This is a genomic window from Pseudoalteromonas sp. CNC9-20 (assembly GCF_022347875.1).
In the GTDB taxonomy this organism is placed as follows: domain Bacteria; phylum Pseudomonadota; class Gammaproteobacteria; order Enterobacterales; family Alteromonadaceae; genus Pseudoalteromonas; species Pseudoalteromonas ruthenica.
Genome location: NZ_JAKRFS010000006.1, coordinates 198,212 through 216,298, shown reverse-complemented (window position 1 = coordinate 216,298; position 18,087 = coordinate 198,212). Strand labels below are relative to the sequence as shown.

Here is an 18,087-nt window from a genome sequence, read left to right as displayed (position 1 = left end):
TGATGAAACACAGTAAACTTGCCTTAGCCGTGAGTATTGCGGCATTTGGATTGAATGCTTTTGCTGCTGATAAAGAGCTCGAGCATATACAGATTATTAGCCACCACGACAAACTGCGCACCGAAGCAGGCTCGGCCACCTTAATAGGTGAAGCGCAGCTTGAAGAGTTTGAATTTGACGATATTCACCGCGTGCTATCACAGGTACCCGGAGTCAACATACGCGAAGAAGATGGCTATGGCTTGCGCCCGAATATCGGCTTTCGTGGGGTGACGCCAGAGCGTAGTAAGAAAATCACCATTTTAGAAGACGGGGTGTTGATTGGTCCGGCTCCTTATTCTGCGCCCGCCGCTTACTACTTCCCGTTAACCACGCGGATGACGGCGGTGGAGGTCTTTAAAGGGCCAGCGGCGATAAAATACGGCCCACAAACTGTGGCCGGAACACTAAATATGGTCAGCCGCCAAGTGCCAGATTATCGTATTGGTGGCGTCGATTTATCTGTCGGTGGAGATGGCTACAAAAAAGCCCATGCTTATTATGGCGACCGTCAAGGCAACCTTGGCTTTTTAGTCGAAGGGGTGCACTTACAAAGTGATGGTTTTAAAGAGCTCGATGGCGGCGGTGATACTGGCTTCGATAAAGACGATTTACTGGTCAAAGTGGATTATCAGCTGGATGGCCAGCGTTTCGACCAGCGTTTTGAGGTCAAGCTTTCTTACGCCGATGAGCTCTCCGATGAGACCTATTTAGGCCTTACCGACGCCGATTATAAGGCTAACCCCTATCGCCGTTATGCCGCATCCCAGCCGGCACAAATGGATACTAAGCATACGCAAGTGATGTTTACCTATCAGCTAAGCGCTGAAGATGTAAACCTAACAACCCGGGTTTATCGTAACGATTACGAGCGTGCTTGGTTAAAGCTAAATAGCCTGTCTAACAGCAATGCTAGCTTATCTGATATTTTGGCAAGCCCTGAGCAGTTTGCTGGTCAATATCAGGTGTTAAGTGGCCAGCGCGATTCTGTGCTCGCCGGTGAAACTAATTACTTTTTAAATATGGGCACCAATGACCGTGAGTACTACTCACAAGGCATTCAGCTCGATGGTGATTGGCAAGTGCCGCTGTTTGGCTTGCAGCACACAGTCTCGTTTGGGGTTCGTTTCCACCAAGATGAGATTGAGCGTAATCACTATGAAGACACCTATGCCATGGTTGACGGCATTAATACTGCCATCGCCGAGACCCGCCGGTTCACCACCGAGAACACAGAAAGCACCGATGCCTGGTCGGTGTATATAGAAGATCAGGTAACCATCGATAAGCTAACCTTAGGTGTTGGCGTGCGCGGTGAGCTGATGGATATGACCTATCAAAATGATAAGTCGGGTTTTGCTGATGATTGGCAACAAAAGACCACCCGTGTATGGTTGCCAGGGATCAGCGGCTTTTATCAGTTAGATGATAACAGCGGCTTGCTATTTGGTGTTCACCAAGGCTTTGTTCCTGCTAGCCCGTCAGCGCCAGTGCGCGATGGCGAAGACGAGTTTGAAAAAAGCGTGAACTATGAATTTGGTGGTCGTTATAACGACGGCATCACCCAATTTGAAATGGTTGGCTTTTTCAATGATTACGCTAATCTAATTGAAAGCTGTGGCCAGTCAAATTGCGGCAGCCAAGGTCAGCTTGATCAAGAATTCAGCGGTGGCGAGGTCGATGTGTGGGGAGTCGAGTCGCAAATAGCTCAAACCTATCCGTTAAATCTGCAACTCGATATTCCTATGAGTTTGACTTATACCTATACGCAAAGCGAGTTTAAACAAGCGTTGTTCTCTGAGTTTGTGCAGTGGGGTTACATTCGCCCTGGCGATAGGCTGCCTTATTTGCCAACGCACCAAGCGACGCTCAGTATCGGGTTGGCACATAAAAATTGGGCGGTTGATATGCTCATTAAGTATGTCAGCGATATGCCAGAAACGGCAGGCGTCGGTTACGAGGGCTTTGATGTCGCCTTAGCGGGTCAAGAAGTGCCGGCAACCACAGTGGTTGATATCGCGGCTCATTATGAGCTTGGCCAATATGGCCGCGTGTATGCCAAGGTAGATAACCTGTTTGACCAAGACAACATCGTCAGCCGTCGTCCTTATGGGGCGCGACCGGGTAAACCACGGACGCTGTCGCTTGGTTATAAATACCAGTTCTAAGAGGGTCGGGCCATGCTAGAGACTATTTGGCAAAGCATCGCGCAAACGCCGGATTATCTATTTGACGCCAATAAGCGTATTTTTATTGGTTACAGCATCATGGCCCTTATCTTAGCTGCGCTTGCTTATGGCTTGCGTAAGAGCAAGAAATCAACACGTGGCTTTTTTCGCTATGTGTTTGCCAAAAAAATCTGGTGGGCACCCAGTGCCCGCCTAGACTATCAGTTATGGATTTACAACCGTGTGCTTAAGGCGCTGTTGTTCACGCCTATTATTTTGACCATGGTGCCAGTGGCGCTGGCGACAACGGAGTTATTAGAGGGCGCGTTTGGTTTGCGAGCGCCGATGCCGTTGAGTGAAACCAGCGTGGTCATCATTTTTACCGTATTGCTGTTTTTAGCCGATGACTTTTCACGGTTTTTACTGCATTACGCACTACACAAGGTGCCTTTTTTGTGGCATTACCACAAGGTACACCATTCTGCTAAAGTGCTGACCCCTTTCACCATTTATCGCTCTCACCCGCTAGAGAGTTACCTTTATGCCTGCCGTATGGCGCTCTCACAAGGGATGGTGGTCGGTGTATGCTACTACCTATTCGGGACTAAGTTATCCATGGTGGACATTCTCGGTGCTAACATTTTTGTGTTCGCTTTTAATGCCATGGGGTCAAACTTGCGCCATTCGCATGTGTGGCTGAGTTGGGGGCGCCATGTTGAAAAATGGTTGATTAGTCCCGCGCAACACCAAATTCATCACAGTGACAACCCGCAGCACTTTGATACCAACCTGGGTTCGGCTTTAGCCATATGGGACCGATTATTCGGCACCCTCATTCGCGCCGATGAAGTGGGCAAGATCAGTATCGGAGTGGGTCAATACGATGCCGGGCATGATTCTATCTGGGCTATTTACACCAAGCCGGTGCGCGATTCTTTCGCAAGCCTAAAACCTAAGCGCAAAGCGGATACTTTGAAAAAGCCAGTGGCATAAAAAGTAAGGTAGAGGAATAGGCTGGCGACGGGCATTGCCAGCCTATTAAATGAGGGAGTAGGCCCTCAGAAAGTAGTTAGTGGTAGGCGCTGCGCTTGGCAAAACCTAACTGATGTAGATGATTGATCAAGGCCGGGTCGTCTAAGCGCTCTGGGGTGCTGTCACCGCGCAGGGCATGATCTTTTGGCACTTGATAGACATCGAGCATTTTTTGGAATAGTACGTAACGTAAAAATTCCGGAGTCACACCTGAGTCTTGGATATCGTCGAGCTGCGACTGCAATTCACGCATTTGCTGCTTATCAAGTTTGCTGTGCGTTGCTTGCTTATTGTCGATGGTCATAATCAACCTCCTACACACATCGGCAATTGCATATTAACGAATGTAATCTGGTTGCCTTTGCTAAATTCTGTGTTAAAAATAGTGACTTACATCACTGTATAGACCTAGTTTACTCCTTTTTTTACGGTTATTACCAACAACCGTGTAAAGCTTTGTAAATAGCGCCACACCTGTATTCGGAACGTTCCAAGCTTGGTGACAAGGTACAAAATTGATAAGTAAGTGATAACTAAATAAAACGCGTTATCACTTACCTAAAAGCGGGATTATTTAAGAAAGTGAAATTTTCTCTTTGACGTGTTCAGCGAAACCACTACCGGCCTCAAGGTAGAAGTTGTAAGTAGAGTTTACGCCCAATTCCTCGAGCTCTTTTTGCTGATCTGGGTAATTTGCAATGGCGGTAACTTGCCCCTCATACCCCGAAGCTTGTAACTGTTCTAAGGCGAAGATATTTTGATTGTGCTTGGGCATGGCTAACATCACCATTTCCACCTTCGCATGGTTCAATCGTTGCCAAAAATCAGGATCGGTGGCATCGGCAGTGACCACTCGACGCCCGCGCTTGACATGACGAGCCACCACTTCGGGTTTAATATCGATCCCCGCCACCGCTTGTGGGAAGCTCTGGGCTATAGTCTCATAGGCACCGGTGCCTATGCGGCCCATGCCAAAAATAGCGATGCGGGTATTATGTAGATTCACAGGTAGCTCTTCTGGCAGTCGCGAGTCACTTTCAAAAGGCAGTAGCCAACGCTCTATTTTTACATAGATATCATTGGCTCTGGCATTTAACGGTGAAGCAATCACGAAGGTTATGGCGACCGCCGTGGCCACCACGGCCAGCCATTGTGACGACAGCCAACCACTGCTTGCGGCTAGCGCACAGACAATAAGACCAAACTCACTGTAGTTGGCAAGCGTAAAAGCACTCAATAGGGAAGTACGCGCACGTAGGCGCACAGCATTAGTCAGCACATAATAAAGCGCGACTTTAAAGACCAGCACAGAAACCACCAAGATAGCTGCAACCAATGCACTGGCGGTGAGCTCGGCATTAAGACCTATGGTTAAGAAAAAACCAACCAGGAGTATATCTTTAAAGCTCAGTAATGACTTAGCGAGTTCCCCCGCTTTTTTGTGGCTGGCAAACATCATTCCTAAGATCAAGGCCCCTAAATCACCTTTGATGCCCGCAAATTCAAAAGCTTGATAACCGGCGACAAGTGCGAAAAAGAAGCCAAACAGGGGCAGTAGTTCGCCGTGTTTGGAGCGGTTCAATATCCAAAACATAACTGGGCGCATCAGTGGCAACAACACCACCAGGGCAATTGCCCAGTAATTGGGTAGTTTGCCAGTACTGGCTACTAAAAATAGCACCGCGAAGATGTCTTGCATGACCAGGATGCCGATGGATATTTTACCATGGAGGCTCGACATCTCACCGCGATCTTCAAGCACTTTAACGGCAAAAACGGTACTGGAGAAACTAAACGCAAAGCCAAGCAATAATGCAGTTTGCCAGTTCAGGTCGATAAAGAGGGGCAGGGCGAACACCCCGAGCAGTAGCAAAAAGCCACAAAACAATGCGGTACTAATAATAATGTGGGCACTGGCGGGGAGCCACACTTGCACTTTCATCAGGCTCGACACTTTGAGCTTCAAGCCTATGCTAAACAACAATAGGGTGATCCCCAACGCGGCGATTTGATCCAATAATGCGGTGGTTTTATAGCCAGCCATATGTAAGACAAATCCGGCTACCAAAAAGCCGACCATGGGGGGAAGTTTCACTTGATAGGCGGCAAAACCACAAACAAAGGCAACGGCAAAAAAGATCAGTTCCATAAAAGTGTTATCTTAGTGCAGGTGTAATCAGTGTAACTAATTGTAGAAGTTATTGAAAATACTATGTATGCCAGGGCCCATTTCCTCTCGCTTTAATCGTGATTGAAGTTTTTTTATGGTTTGCATAAGTTTTCACTGACAAGGGCGCGCAATTGTGGTTAAGATGCAATAAAGGATTCATTAACAGGAGAAGTGATGTTTAAAAAAATCCTGGCCTCTGTAGGAATTGGTGCCGCGAAAGTCGATACGGTACTACAAACTGAGCATTTACACCCCGGGCAAAAGTTTCATGCCGAAATCATTATAAAAGGGGGTGATGTAGAACAAGATATTTCTGGTTTGGAATTGGCCTTGATGACCCGCGTAAAAGTAGAGTCAGATGATGGCGATTACTTTACGAATCATATTATTGAAAAGTGGCGTGTGGGCGAGAAGCTGACCTTACAACCTGGTGAAGAAAAACGTATTCCGTTTGAAGCACGATTGCATTCTGAAACTCCGATCACCGAATTTATCGCCGGTTACAACCAAACCCATGTATGGATTCAAACAGGTTTAAATATCGATTTGGCCATTGACGCCAGCGATCGCGATCCGTTGCATATTTACCCTAACGAAGCTGTTAAAGCCTGTATGCAGGCAATGGATAGGCTGGGCTTTAGGTTAATGAAAGCCGATGTTGAAAAAGGCTATTTGCGCGCACCGAGCTTCCATTCTACCTCGGGATGCTATCAAGAACTTGAGTATCGACCGCAAAGCGGCGGCATGTTTGGCATTCAAGAGGTCGAGCTATCGTTTGTCCCCGAAGCACATAAAACGCACGTTTTAATTGAGCTAGATCGCGCGTTTCGCTCCGACGGGTACATTGATTTGACCATAGAGCACGATCATGTGAATTTATCACAGATCTGCGACCAATTAGAGCGCTTAATTCACTAAGTTAGCAGAACAACAAAGCGTTAAGCCCAGCACCGCTGGGCTTTTTTAATGGGATATAAGTATGACGATACACTGGCTATGTAAAGGCTTTGATGAGCTGACAACCACCGAATTATTTACTTTGATGCGTGCTCGTGTTGATGTTTTTGTCGTCGAGCAGAACTGCCCCTATCCAGAGCTAGACGATGGCGATATTGATGCCAATAGCAAACATATTTTAGGGTATCAGAACAATCAATTGTGTGCTTATGCGCGTTGTATCGACAAGTCAGAAAGTGTCGCTATCGGACGCGTGCTCGTGCTGCCCCATGCACGAGGACAAGGGGTAGCCCAGCGCTTAATGCAGCATGCTCTAGGTGTGTGTGAGCAGTTTTTTAGTGAACGTCCGGTAATGTTAAGTGCGCAGACCTATTTACTTGGCTTTTATCAGCAATTGGGGTTTGTTACGCGTGGGTCGCCTTATCTGGAAGACGGCATTGAGCATCAGGATATGTATTTGCATAAGCGCTAACCCCCGCTAAAGTTGCTTAATGGCTCATATCACCTACCTTTAGGGAATAAAAGTAACGAGTAGATGACAAGCCACCGGCTGGGCATTACAGCGCCAGTGACTCAATGGAGGGCGACTTGAGTGCAACAAACACCCCGATGGAACCGGATACTGAAGAGGTCGAAGAACACCTAAGAGAAGCTATCGACGATAGCACTGTCTTAATAGTCGAAGACAACGATGCCGACTTTGATTTACTGCGGGAGGTGCTATCCCCTCATTTCAATGTTAAGCGCTGCCGTGATGGTGAAGCTGCGCTGCGACTTATTATGGACATTGCCCCGCATATCGTGATCACCGAATTTAGTTTGCAAGGCATGGACGGTATTGTTTTATGTCAGCGAATTCGAGAGCACAGCCGTTTTGATGATATTCCGGTATTAATGGTCAGCAGTGAGGAGCATGCCCAGCGCGAAGTTGATTTTTGGGATGCTGGGTGCAGTGACTTTGTGCGTAAGCCCTACAGCTTAACGACCTTGTACAAGCGAGTAATGCACCATTTAAAATACAAGAAAATGCTCGATGAATACAAAGAAGCGGCCATGGTTGATTCACTCACAAAAGTGTTTAATCGCCGCTACCTTGAGTCCACCATGCTGCAATTATCCAGTCGCCATGAAACACCGGAAATATCGGCCTTGCTGATTGATGTGGACTGGTTCAAAAAGTACAACGACAGCTACGGCCACCTCGCCGGGGATGCGGCGTTGGTACAGATCGCTGAAGTACTCACGCGTAGCTTAATGCGCTCGACAGACTTTGTAACCCGCTTAGGAGGGGAGGAGTTCGCGGTTATTTTGCCGCATACCGATGCAAGCGGAGCACAACTTATCGCAGAGCGGGTGCTCGCCGGTGTCAGGGCGTTAGCCTTACCTCATAAACACTCGGACTATCACCGTATTAGCGTCTCTGTTGGCGGGATCACTTGTGGATTTGCACCTGAGGACTGGCGCAGCATGATTAAACAAGCAGATGAAAACCTATACCAAGCAAAAGCACAAGGACGAAATAAAGCGATATGTACTGTTGAGCAGGGGAGTCAGCCGCAGTAACTCAATGCGGCTGACTAGCTAGGCTGTTAGCGCAGCGAGTTGATAAATACCAAGGAAATACAAATGGGGCAAACGAACTTGATATACCAAGGCCAGATTTTCCAGAACCAGCTATTCGCAGCCTCAGGGCAACCAGACTGAATTTCTTTGAGCAGTGACGCTCGATGCCAAATCCATCCCACAAAAACACAACACATAAGTCCAAGTAGGGGTTGTCCGAAGCGCGTTGTTAGCGCAATCACGAAGCCAAACAGTTGCTCAAAGTTGAAAATGATAGTGAAGCTCACTAAACAAATCAGTACGCCGATCACCCAGGTTGCTGGGCGGCGGTTAAGGCCAAACTTCTCAACGGTATAAGACACAGGTGCTTCAAGCATGGAAATAGACGAGGTTAGCGCGGCTATACTCATCAAGGCGAAAAAGGCAAAACCTACATACAGCCCCGCACTTCCCATGGAGTCAAAAAGTGCCGGTAACACTTGAAAGACCAGCGTGTCTTCAGAAAGTAATTTGCCAGAGGCATCAAATATTTCAACACCTTGGGCTTGTGCTACGTACATCGCTGGGATTATCAAAAGGCCAGCAACAAAGGCTATAAACACGTCAATTAAGGTAACCGATGCACCTAGGGTAACGAGGTTTTCGCTTTTAGAGATATACGAGCCATAAATGATCATCACACTGGTGCCCAACGACAGCGAGAAGAATGCTTGGCCTAAAGCACTGACCAGCAGCGCCGGTTCAAATAGCGCAGAAAAGTCAGGCAGCAAGTAGTTCTTTAATCCTTGTGTAGCGCCGTCTTGGCTCATTACGTAGGCGATCAGAGCGAATAAAATTGCCAGTAACGCTGGCATCAATCGTTTCGACCACTTTTCAATGCCATTTTCAACGCCCTTACTAATGATCATCACGGTCAGGAGAATAAAGCCGCCTGCAAAGAGTAAGTTGCGTGACAGTGACTGGCTAGTCAGCCAATTAGCAGCCTCGTTCTGCCCGGCTAGTTGCGCTACCGGCTCAGCAGTGAAGCTGATCATCCAACCCGCCACTATGGCGTAAAAGCTTAAAATTAATCCCGCACAAATGATGCCGCCAAAGCCAACAATAAAGGCTAAGGGATGTTGCCAGCGATGGTTCGACACCTTCTTTAGCGATGCCACCGCATTGGCCTGACCATAGCGACCAACGACCAATTCCGCCATCAGTGCGGGATAGGCTAAGCAAAACGCCAATACTAAATAAGCCAATACAAAAGCAGCCCCGCCATTGGAGGCTGTTTGGGTGGGGAAGCCCCAAATATTACCGAGTCCGACCGCTGAGCCAGCAGCGGCCATTATAAAACCAAAACGGGAGCTAAACTCCCCACGCGACGCACTCATATTATTATATTTCTCTGTAGGTGAACGGCGCTCCCAATCTACTGTAATTTCCATGAAATAAAAAGCTCACGGGGGCATTTATTGCCCGTATAGCAGGGTAAAGCGCGCTGTACATAGAAAAAAGGTCGCCTATCATAAAGGGCCGTAATCTCGCTGTTTGAGCTTATTTGCGACCAAGTGTGATTCAGTGTAGGGAATGTAAATTGAAGGTTACAGAGGTAATTTAAGGGTGAATTTTGCCCCGCCTAAAGAACTTGATTCACTCACTGCTAAGTAGCCGTGATGCCAGACCATGACTTTTTGACATATGGCCAAGCCTAATCCATAACCCTGCGCAGAGCGGTGTTTAGCACTTTGATAGAAAGGTTTTAATATTGCCGCACGTTCTGCCTGAGGGATCCCGGGGCCATCATCTTCAATCGTAATCGCTAGAAAGTGACCGTCAATATCTGCACAGACGGTTACTGATTGGCGTGCATAGCGAAGAGCATTACCCAAAATATTAATCAATGCTCGCGCTAGCCAGTGCAGGTCGGCGTTTATTTTTAATGCACTTGAGCAGCGTACCTCAATATGTTGCCCATTGGCCTTCGCTTGCGCTTGTAATTGCTCGCAAATATCGTGCAAGTAGAGCGACGCGCTTGTTTGGCTATAGGTTAATTGTTGAGTTTGCTGTTGCAGAGCCGCGTAGCTCAGGTAGCTGTTTAGCATCGACTCCATGGTGTCTAAATCTTTTTCCATACGCTGGAGGTAGCGCTGTTGCGCGCCCTGGTCGTCACTTTCAATTGCCGCATCCAAGCCAAAGCGCAGGCAGGCAATGGGTGTACGAATGTCATGAGAGAGGCTCGACGCCATCAGTTTATTCTCATCCAGTAACGCATTAATTTGCTCCGCCATGGCATTAAAGCGTCGCTCTAATTGTGTGGTATAGCTCCAGCGGCTGGCGCTAATACGTTTTTCTAAATGACCGTCAGCAAACTGCTGGGTTACATTAGAGAGCACACTAATACGACGGGTGAGGGGGATAAGAGGGAGCCACATACACAAACTGACCCCAGTGTAGAATAACACCGTGAGTAGCAAGTCATGATCCGCCGCTTTGGGTTTGGGTAGGCGCATGGTGAGGTGCTTCCCATGCAAGCTGTCGGCAGCGCGCACTAAATAAAGGCCCTGGTTATCGGCAAGTACTAGTCCGGAATTACTATACAGCTGGGTGATTAAAGAAGGGGGAAGGGCTAACGTAGCGTTATTCTCAAGACCGATATCGAGTTTGAAGTGTTGGTTTAGCGCATCCAATCCATGTTGCTGATTTTTCGCCTCGTACTCACTAAGGTAAGAGACCATTCCTGCAAGCACTTGCCGTTGTTGTGTGAAGTCATCCTGTTGCGTTGGGCCACTAGCGAAGCTGTCGATAAGCCAGCTTAGCAACACCACAGAAATTAACGCTGTGCACAACAAAGATAAGTACAGTTTTTTCATATAAACGCACGATTAGGAGCTAACTCCACGCATCCTTCACTAACAAGTACCCTTTGCCCCATATGGTTTTAATGCGCTGCGGCTTGTTGCCATTGTCATTAAAGTGTTTGCGCAGCGCCGAGACCACTACATCAATACTGCGGTCAAGGCCATCGTATTCTCGTCCCTTAACGGCACGAAACACGGAATCTCTGTCTACCACTTCACCGGCATGCTGGGCAAGGTAACAGAGCAAGGCAAATTCGGCATTCGACAGTGCCACCTCGTTATTGTTAAAACTGACCCGTCGCGCTTCAGTATCGATTCTCAGACCGCCCACTTGAATGCTCTCGCGTTCTTTTTTGGGCGGTTGCTCGTCGCTGCCTGGGCGTAACGCTGCTTTAATGCGAGCGAGCAGAACTCGAGGGCGTACCGGCTTGGCGATATAGTCGCTAGCACCCACTTCAAGGCCGATGACTTCATCTAATTCATCATCGCGCGCAGTCAACATAATAATGGGTTGCTGATAAAATTGCCGTAAGCGTGTACAGACACTTATGCCATCCATTCCTGGTAGCATGACATCGAGTAACACCAAATCAGGATGATGACTTTGTACATAGCCTTCTACTTCCTTGCCGTTACCACAGCAGCCGACCTGATAGCCATTTTGGCTTAGGAAGTCTTGCATCCACTCGCTCAGAGAAAGGTCGTCTTCAACAACAAGAATATGGGGTGATTGCTGCATCTAAAATAATCTCCAGCGACGTTTTTTCTGTCCATTGGTGTAAACCCACTGCACTCGCACTTCGGTGTCAGCAATGGTCTCGCCTGATGCTCTTGGAAAGAGTTCGAAGCGCACGGCTTTAGGGCTGGCAAAATCGACGATAATATAGCCTTGACGTTGTCCTTGCCAGCAATGCAGAGGTTGCTGCTTAGTTTGTTCACGGATGCAGTAAGCTGCGTCATTGGCCACTTGCCATTGCAACTCGATATCAGAATAACAGGTGCGGCCCTGACGCAGTGCTACACAGGTATTGGGCGTTGCCAATAAAGCGTGCGTTGGCGGCGTTGTTTGCTGTGCTAAGGACGCACTCGGGAACACGGTTGTGCCGATGAGGGCGAGGGCTAATCTAAAACACATAACGCACGCCTACCTTGGCTTTATGCTGATAAGATTGAGAAATGATAGGGCTGTCACTGATCTCACCCGAGAAATAGGTTGATAACCAGCCTGCAAGGAATACCCAATTCTGTGATAGTGGGTGCTCAGCATGGAGCTCTAGCATGACCGCGTATGCGATATCTGGCTTATAATACGGTCGAGTTTCGGTGCTTTCATGCTCATCGATACCAAAGTAATAATCGCTAAACTCACGACCATACACATTAAATCCTAGACCACCTCGAAATTCCCAGTTGCGATATTGCTGAATGCTCGATAGAAACGTGGTAAATACCCAGTCGTTGTGGGTATCAGTGACATCATGAAGTAACTCAAAAGATAATTGGCTGCTCTCAAAGCGCCGCGATAGCCTAATACCCATATCAAAATCATAGTGACGTCGGTCGATACCCGCGAGGGCATCTATCACATCTCGGTCGTATAACTTTAAGCCTGTTTCATCAAAACCGGATTGCACATTGGTGCCAAGAATATCCAAGCCCCAGTCATATTTATCGATGAGTGAATAGCCAATGACCATGCCACCACTGAGTTGGCTATTGTCGACGTCGAGGTAAAACTTATCGTAGCTGAGCACTAAGTTAATATTGGGTTCAAGGCCATCATCGTAAGAGTCCAAACCGACAAGGTACGAGTCCTCGACGTAGTAGCCCAGACCTACGCTCCAGTCCCAGTTGAAACCCTGTTGTGGTTCAAGACGATTATCTGAGTAATAGCGGTTACTCGCAGAGACAGCAAAACTAACAAGTAAAATAATGAGGGAGATTAAGGCGCGCATAGTGGTAATGGTTTTTTATTTTCCAGTGTACCGATCTCCAGCGGCCAAGTCTGTAAGAAAATGTAGCATGGCAGCAAGCCGCCATGCGTGACCAAAGGGGACTAGTTTACGTTGATCTTCTCTAGCAAAATACCACTTAAATAGTAATGTAAATCAGGGACTAAAGCACTGACTTCAGCTTGCTCACAGGCTCCTGCTATTTTACTTAAGCCTGAACTTTTAGTGCGTACTATGTATTGAGGTGCTTGCGGTGCTGGCTGAGCCCCTCGTTTTTGCATCGCATCGGGTGCATTGTGAGTATTTACAAACTGTTGCACTTGCTCAAGGTTTTCTATGTGATCAGACATTACCAGCTTGTAGCGCAGAGGGTTACGTTGGAAACTGGCGGTGTCTATTGACGATTTAGCAAACCATACAACATCTTGAGAGCTTTGATGGGAAAGCTTCATGCTCACAGAGCCGAGAATATTGCTGCACTGTTTGGTGGTAAACTGCTGCGCCAAATCACTTTCGCCAAACACGGTGGCGTTAGCAAGTTGATATTCGATACTTTCGGTTTCACTGATATCTAGCTGGTTTATGCTTAATACATAATCGGCTTGCTTGCGGTCACTGATCACCGTTAGTTGCTTATCATTTAAAATAGCCACTAGGCGATTGCGCAGGCGCTCAGTTAATGCCACCTGCTCACTTTCGATGACCACACTTTGGCCTCGTGTAATAGGGTGTGCGGGCAATTGCACTGATTTCACACGCGGCGCTTGGTGCGCGTATTGATACTCGAGTATGTAGGTGCGCTCACTTAGGCTTGGTTTAATTGGCATCCGTACTTTTTCAGGGACCGGTGCCAAGGTCGTTTCCATAGTGGTGCAACCACTGGCCAATAGCACTGACGCGCTAAAGGCAGTTACTAATAAATGCTTGTTCATAGTGCCATAACTCTCAATTACACTCATTCACTCATATCCCAGCAAGTTGAACCGCAGCATTGTACGTGAGTTTACTGTAAACTTCATGATATTATTCTGCGATTATGATTCAGCATTGCCATAACTATAATAATGAAAATGAAGTTCTTAGTTATTCTCTTTGTTGCTGCGTTTAGTGCATTTTCTTATGCTGAACAACAGCCACCGTTCACCGAGGCAACCGATGCTAAACAATGGCACCGGTTTGTTGATAATTATGTGGCGAGCTTAGAACGTCAACTGGAGCAAAAAAAAGTGCCCGGGGCCGCGCTTTCTATTGTTCACCCTGACTTTCCTTCCATCGCCTTAGGATTTGGTAAAACAAAAATAAGAAAAGGCCGACAAGTGGACGTAAATACCCGTTTTCGACTTGCCTCGGTCTCAAAAACATTTACCGGTTCGTTAGCTGCCAAGCTGGCGGCGCAAGGTGTACTCAATCTAGATGCACCGGTGCAAAAATATTTACCCGCGTTCAATGATACCGTTTATAGGGACAATTTAAAAGTCGCCCATCTATTAAGTCACTCCAGCGGGTTAGTGCCTAACGCCTATGATAACCTCATTGAATCACGCATGGACTATCCAGATATCGTCTCAAAGTTATTGAAAGTTGAGCCATTATGCACACCAGGGCAGTGCTATGGGTATCAAAATGTGATGTTTGCTATGGTCGGTGATGTGATTCGTAATGCCAGCGGCTTAGAGTACGAAACATGGATGCAAGAGTTTATATTTAAACCGTTACGTATGCGTCATGCCAGTATTGGTTATGAGGGGATGGTGCGGGATGAAAACTTTGCTTACCCCCATGTGCGCGGGCGAAAACGTTGGCATACGGCGCGGTTAAAGAAAAATTACTACAAGGTCTCCCCAGCGGCAGGCGTCAATGCCAGCGCCGCAGACATGGTGCAGTGGCTCAAAGCACAGCTTGGCATGTACCCCAGTGTGCTGCCGCCTGAGGCGTTACAGGCACAAGTGCGTCCTTACACGGTGACCAAAAAGGAGCGCTATCGTCGGGTGTGGCGAAAACATGTAAATGAGGCACATTATGGCCTGGGTTGGCGTATCTATGATTATGATGATGAGACCATCTTTTATCACAGCGGTTGGGTGCAGGGCTATCGCACCGATATTGTGGTGATCCCCCGTTTAAATGTGGGTTTTAGTCTGCTGCTGAATGCCGAAACAGGTTTAATTAACGAGTTGACCACGCAATTTCTTGATCAGTTGCTGGCGATGTCACAACCGGCATAAAAGTGGGCGTTGAAATAAAAAAGGTCGGCATGAGCCGACCTTTTTTATAAGCGTTCGTGACTACCCACGAGGTAGCTGAATCTTACGCTCTTCGCTTTGGCGATAAATAGTTAAAATATGACCAATGCTTTGCACTTTGTAAGCACCCGTTTCACGGATGATGGCATCAAAAATAAGTGCTTTAGTTTCTCTATCACTGGTTGGCACTCTAACCTTAATGAGCTCATGGATGTCCAAAGCACTGTCGATTTCGGCAATCACCCCTTCGGTCAGGCCGTTAGCACCCAACAAAACCACTGGCTTAAGTGGGTGTGCGAGGCTTTTTAGGTATTGCTTCTGTTTATTCGATAGTTTCATAGATTTTCAAATTTTGCTGATTCGAGCTTGAATTATCGGTATTCTAACGCCATCTAGCAGATATTACTATTTTAGTTGCGTGTTAATTTATGGCGAATAAGAAGCACTCGGCGAGCTCCCAGCGATGGTTGAAAGAGCATTTCGACGACCATTATGTGCATGAAGCGCAAAAGCAAGGGTGGCGGTCGCGCGCGGTTTTCAAACTTGATGAAATCCAAAACAAAGACAAATTACTTAAACCCGGCATGGCGGTCGTCGATTTAGGCGCGGCCCCAGGGAGTTGGTCACAGTACTTGGCGCAGAAGGTTGGCGACAATGGTCAGGTTATCGCCTGTGATATCCTGCCTATGGACTCTTTGGCTGGGGTCGACTTTTTACAAGGCGATTTTCGCGAAGAGGCTGTGCTAAATGCGTTGCTCGAGCGTATAGATGGGCAGAACGTCGATGTGGTGTTCTCGGATATGGCCCCGAATATGAGCGGTAATATGAGTACCGACCAAGCGGGAAGCATGTATCTGGTAGAGTTGGCACTGGATATGTGCCACCAAGTGCTAAAGAAAAACGGCGCCTTTGCGGTTAAAGTGTTCCAAGGCGAGGGCTTTGATCAGTTTGTAAAAGACGTTCGTGACAGCTTTCGCACTGTAAAAATACGTAAACCCGATGCGTCGCGCCCACGTTCCCGTGAGGTATATGTAGTAGCTACGGGCTACAAACTGTAGTACAGTTGTCGGGAAAAGTTGAATTTAATTAATTTGGATACAAGAGGTTAACACCTTGAGTGATATGGCAAAGAATTTAATACTATGGCTGGTTATTGCCGTTGTTTTGATGTCGGTTTTTCAAAGCTTTAACGGCTCCGACAATTTAGACAGGCAAACGAGTTACACACAATTCGTCAAGGATGTACGCAGCGGTTCGTTGCGCGAAGTCGTGATAGACCGTGGAACAGGCGCAATCACTGGAGTTAAAACCAGTGGTGAGCGTTTTCAAACAACCATGCCTATGTATGACGAAGACCTTATCAATGACTTACTCAAAAATGATGTCAACGTAAAAGGTGTTCAACCTGAAGAGCAGTCATTACTGGCAAGCATTTTCATTTCCTGGTTCCCAATGTTACTGCTTATTGGCGTATGGATATTCTTCATGCGACAAATGCAAGGTGGTGGCGGCAAAGGCGCGATGTCCTTTGGCAAAAGTAAGGCTCGTTTAATGAGCGAAGACCAGGTGAAGACCACCTTCGCTGATGTTGCTGGTTGCGATGAAGCCAAAGAGGACGTTACCGAGCTAGTGGATTTCTTGCGCGACCCATCCAAGTTCCAAAAGTTGGGCGGCAGTATTCCTAAGGGCGTACTCATGGTAGGCCCTCCTGGTACAGGTAAAACCTTGCTCGCTAAAGCTGTTGCTGGTGAAGCGAAAGTGCCGTTTTTTACAATTTCCGGTTCTGACTTTGTTGAGATGTTCGTGGGCGTGGGTGCATCCCGGGTGCGCGACATGTTTGAGCAAGCGAAAAAAGCTGCTCCTTGCATCATCTTTATTGATGAGATTGATGCCGTAGGTCGCCAACGGGGTGCTGGTATGGGTGGTGGTCACGACGAACGTGAGCAAACCTTGAACCAAATGCTGGTAGAGATGGATGGTTTCGAAGGTAACGAAGGTATTATCGTTATTGCTGCAACCAACCGTCCGGATGTACTGGACCCTGCATTACTTCGCCCAGGTCGCTTCGACCGTCAGGTGGTCGTTGGTTTACCAGATATTCGCGGTCGTGAGCAGATCCTAAAAGTGCATATGCGAAAAGTGCCATTGGCCGATAATGTTGAAGCTTCGGTGATTGCTCGAGGAACGCCTGGTTTCTCTGGTGCTGACTTAGCTAACCTTGTGAACGAAGCCGCACTATTCGCTGCTCGTGGTAACAAGCGTGTTGTGAGCATGGCTGAATTTGATGCCGCCAAAGATAAAATCATGATGGGCGCAGAGCGCAAATCGATGGTGATGTCTGAGGAAGAAAAAGAGATGACCGCGTATCACGAAGCCGGTCACGCTATTGTCGGGCGTATCGTGCCAGAGCACGACCCAGTGTACAAAGTGTCAATCATTCCACGTGGTCGTGCCTTGGGTGTCACCATGTACTTGCCAGAGCAGGACCGAGTGAGCCACTCGAAAGAGCACTTGGAATCAATGATTTCTAGCTTGTACGGCGGCCGTATTGCTGAAGCCATTATTTATGGCGATGAGAAAGTGACAACGGGTGCGAGTAACGACATTGAGCGGGCCACTGAAATTGCTCGTAAGATGGTGACGCAGTGGGGCTTAAGCGCGAAAATGGGCCCGCTACTGTACGCTGAAGAAGAAGGCGAAGTGTTTATGGGCCGAGGCTCATCACGCAGTGCCAGCATGTCTGATGACACAGCCAAACTGATTGATTCAGAAGTACGTGATATCTCAGATAGAAACTACGAACGTGCAGAGCAAATCTTGCGTGATAACATTGATATCCTGCATGCCATGAAAGACGCATTGATGAAGTATGAGACCATTGATGCGCTGCAAATCGATGATTTGATGGAGCGTCGCGAGGTGCGTCCACCACGTGATGCCCATGATCAGAAGCCTCCAGCAGATGCCAAAGCTAAATCGCAAGGTGAGCTGGCCGATGAAGCAACGGCGCAAGACGATAATAACGTCGATAAGCCGAACTCTGACGACAAAGAGTAAAAACCAATAGCCCCAACACAGTTTGGGGCTTTTCCTTTCCCCAAGTTAGCCATTGATTAACCG

General features: G+C 47.6%; 17 protein-coding genes. 8 read left to right on the top strand and 9 right to left on the bottom strand.

What is annotated here, in order from left to right; translation table 11 throughout:
• Positions 1-2: 2 nt before the first annotated feature.
• Positions 3-2,207: a TonB-dependent receptor gene (locus tag MHM89_RS15585; protein WP_239409255.1), complete on the top strand. Its 2,205-nt coding sequence runs from the start codon at positions 3-5 to the stop codon at positions 2,205-2,207.
• 12 nt (positions 2,208-2,219) lie between these two features.
• Complete coding sequence (locus MHM89_RS15580) at positions 2,220-3,200, top strand: sterol desaturase family protein (protein ID WP_239409172.1); 981 nt, start codon at positions 2,220-2,222, stop codon at positions 3,198-3,200.
• Between the two features lie 76 nt (positions 3,201-3,276).
• Here MHM89_RS15580 and MHM89_RS15575 read toward each other — a convergent pair whose 3' ends face one another.
• Together MHM89_RS15575 and MHM89_RS15570 are read right to left on the bottom strand one after the other, a co-directional pair.
• Positions 3,277-3,543: a hypothetical protein gene (locus tag MHM89_RS15575; RefSeq protein ID WP_022945719.1), complete on the bottom strand. Its 267-nt coding sequence runs from the start codon at positions 3,541-3,543 to the stop codon at positions 3,277-3,279.
• A 270-nt stretch (positions 3,544-3,813) separates the two neighbouring features.
• On the bottom strand, positions 3,814-5,388 hold the full coding sequence (locus MHM89_RS15570; RefSeq protein ID WP_045978168.1) for a cation:proton antiporter family protein: 1,575 nt from the start codon (positions 5,386-5,388) through the stop codon (positions 3,814-3,816).
• A 195-nt stretch (positions 5,389-5,583) separates the two neighbouring features.
• Between MHM89_RS15570 and MHM89_RS15565 the strand changes: the two genes are divergently transcribed.
• The 3 genes from MHM89_RS15565 to MHM89_RS15555 all read left to right on the top strand — a co-directional run bounded on the left by MHM89_RS15565 (position 5,584) and on the right by MHM89_RS15555 (position 7,929).
• Positions 5,584-6,327, top strand: a complete 744-nt coding sequence (locus tag MHM89_RS15565; RefSeq protein ID WP_022945717.1) for a sporulation protein — start codon at positions 5,584-5,586, stop codon at positions 6,325-6,327.
• A 67-nt stretch (positions 6,328-6,394) separates the two neighbouring features.
• Entirely contained in the window at positions 6,395-6,838 is a 444-nt protein-coding gene (locus tag MHM89_RS15560) for a GNAT family N-acetyltransferase (protein WP_151173720.1), read from the top strand.
• Positions 6,839-6,954: 116 nt separating this feature from the next.
• On the top strand, positions 6,955-7,929 hold the full coding sequence (locus tag MHM89_RS15555; RefSeq protein ID WP_197275948.1) for a diguanylate cyclase: 975 nt from the start codon (positions 6,955-6,957) through the stop codon (positions 7,927-7,929).
• A 26-nt stretch (positions 7,930-7,955) separates the two neighbouring features.
• On the opposite strand, the gene MHM89_RS15550 is transcribed toward MHM89_RS15555, so the two are convergent.
• The 6 genes from MHM89_RS15550 to MHM89_RS15525 all read right to left on the bottom strand — a co-directional run bounded on the left by MHM89_RS15550 (position 7,956) and on the right by MHM89_RS15525 (position 13,683).
• On the bottom strand, positions 7,956-9,305 hold the full coding sequence (locus tag MHM89_RS15550) for a sodium-dependent transporter (RefSeq protein ID WP_045978167.1): 1,350 nt from the start codon (positions 9,303-9,305) through the stop codon (positions 7,956-7,958).
• Between the two features lie 210 nt (positions 9,306-9,515).
• A complete protein-coding gene (locus MHM89_RS15545) occupies positions 9,516-10,784 on the bottom strand; it encodes an ATP-binding protein (RefSeq protein ID WP_235419710.1) in 1,269 nt (422 codons plus the stop codon).
• Between the two features lie 19 nt (positions 10,785-10,803).
• Positions 10,804-11,511, bottom strand: coding sequence for a response regulator transcription factor (locus MHM89_RS15540; protein ID WP_235419709.1), 708 nt, complete (start codon positions 11,509-11,511; stop codon positions 10,804-10,806).
• Positions 11,512-11,907: a DUF3019 domain-containing protein gene (locus MHM89_RS15535; RefSeq protein ID WP_045978164.1), complete on the bottom strand. Its 396-nt coding sequence runs from the start codon at positions 11,905-11,907 to the stop codon at positions 11,512-11,514. It lies immediately after the preceding gene.
• Positions 11,897-12,727 (bottom strand): MipA/OmpV family protein, encoded by an 831-nt coding sequence (locus MHM89_RS15530; protein ID WP_235419708.1) that lies wholly within the window; start codon positions 12,725-12,727, stop codon positions 11,897-11,899. The genes MHM89_RS15535 and MHM89_RS15530 overlap by 11 nt, the downstream gene beginning before the upstream one ends.
• 101 nt (positions 12,728-12,828) lie before the next feature.
• Entirely contained in the window at positions 12,829-13,683 is an 855-nt protein-coding gene (locus tag MHM89_RS15525) for a hypothetical protein (protein WP_052698096.1), read from the bottom strand.
• A gap of 111 nt (positions 13,684-13,794) precedes the next feature.
• Here MHM89_RS15525 and MHM89_RS15520 point away from each other — a divergent pair, with 111 nt between their 5' ends.
• Positions 13,795-14,949: a serine hydrolase domain-containing protein gene (locus MHM89_RS15520; RefSeq protein ID WP_026111214.1), complete on the top strand. Its 1,155-nt coding sequence runs from the start codon at positions 13,795-13,797 to the stop codon at positions 14,947-14,949.
• 60 nt (positions 14,950-15,009) lie between these two features.
• Here the strand turns inward: MHM89_RS15520 and yhbY are convergent, their stop codons facing one another.
• Positions 15,010-15,306: a ribosome assembly RNA-binding protein YhbY gene (gene yhbY, locus MHM89_RS15515; RefSeq protein ID WP_022945707.1), complete on the bottom strand. Its 297-nt coding sequence runs from the start codon at positions 15,304-15,306 to the stop codon at positions 15,010-15,012.
• Between the two features lie 89 nt (positions 15,307-15,395).
• Between yhbY and rlmE the strand changes: the two genes are divergently transcribed.
• Both rlmE and ftsH read left to right on the top strand, forming a co-directional pair.
• Positions 15,396-16,025, top strand: a complete 630-nt coding sequence (gene rlmE, locus MHM89_RS15510; protein WP_022945706.1) for a 23S rRNA (uridine(2552)-2'-O)-methyltransferase RlmE — start codon at positions 15,396-15,398, stop codon at positions 16,023-16,025.
• Positions 16,026-16,089: 64 nt separating this feature from the next.
• Complete coding sequence (gene ftsH, locus MHM89_RS15505; protein WP_022945705.1) at positions 16,090-18,024, top strand: ATP-dependent zinc metalloprotease FtsH; 1,935 nt, start codon at positions 16,090-16,092, stop codon at positions 18,022-18,024.
• Positions 18,025-18,087 lie beyond the last annotated feature (63 nt).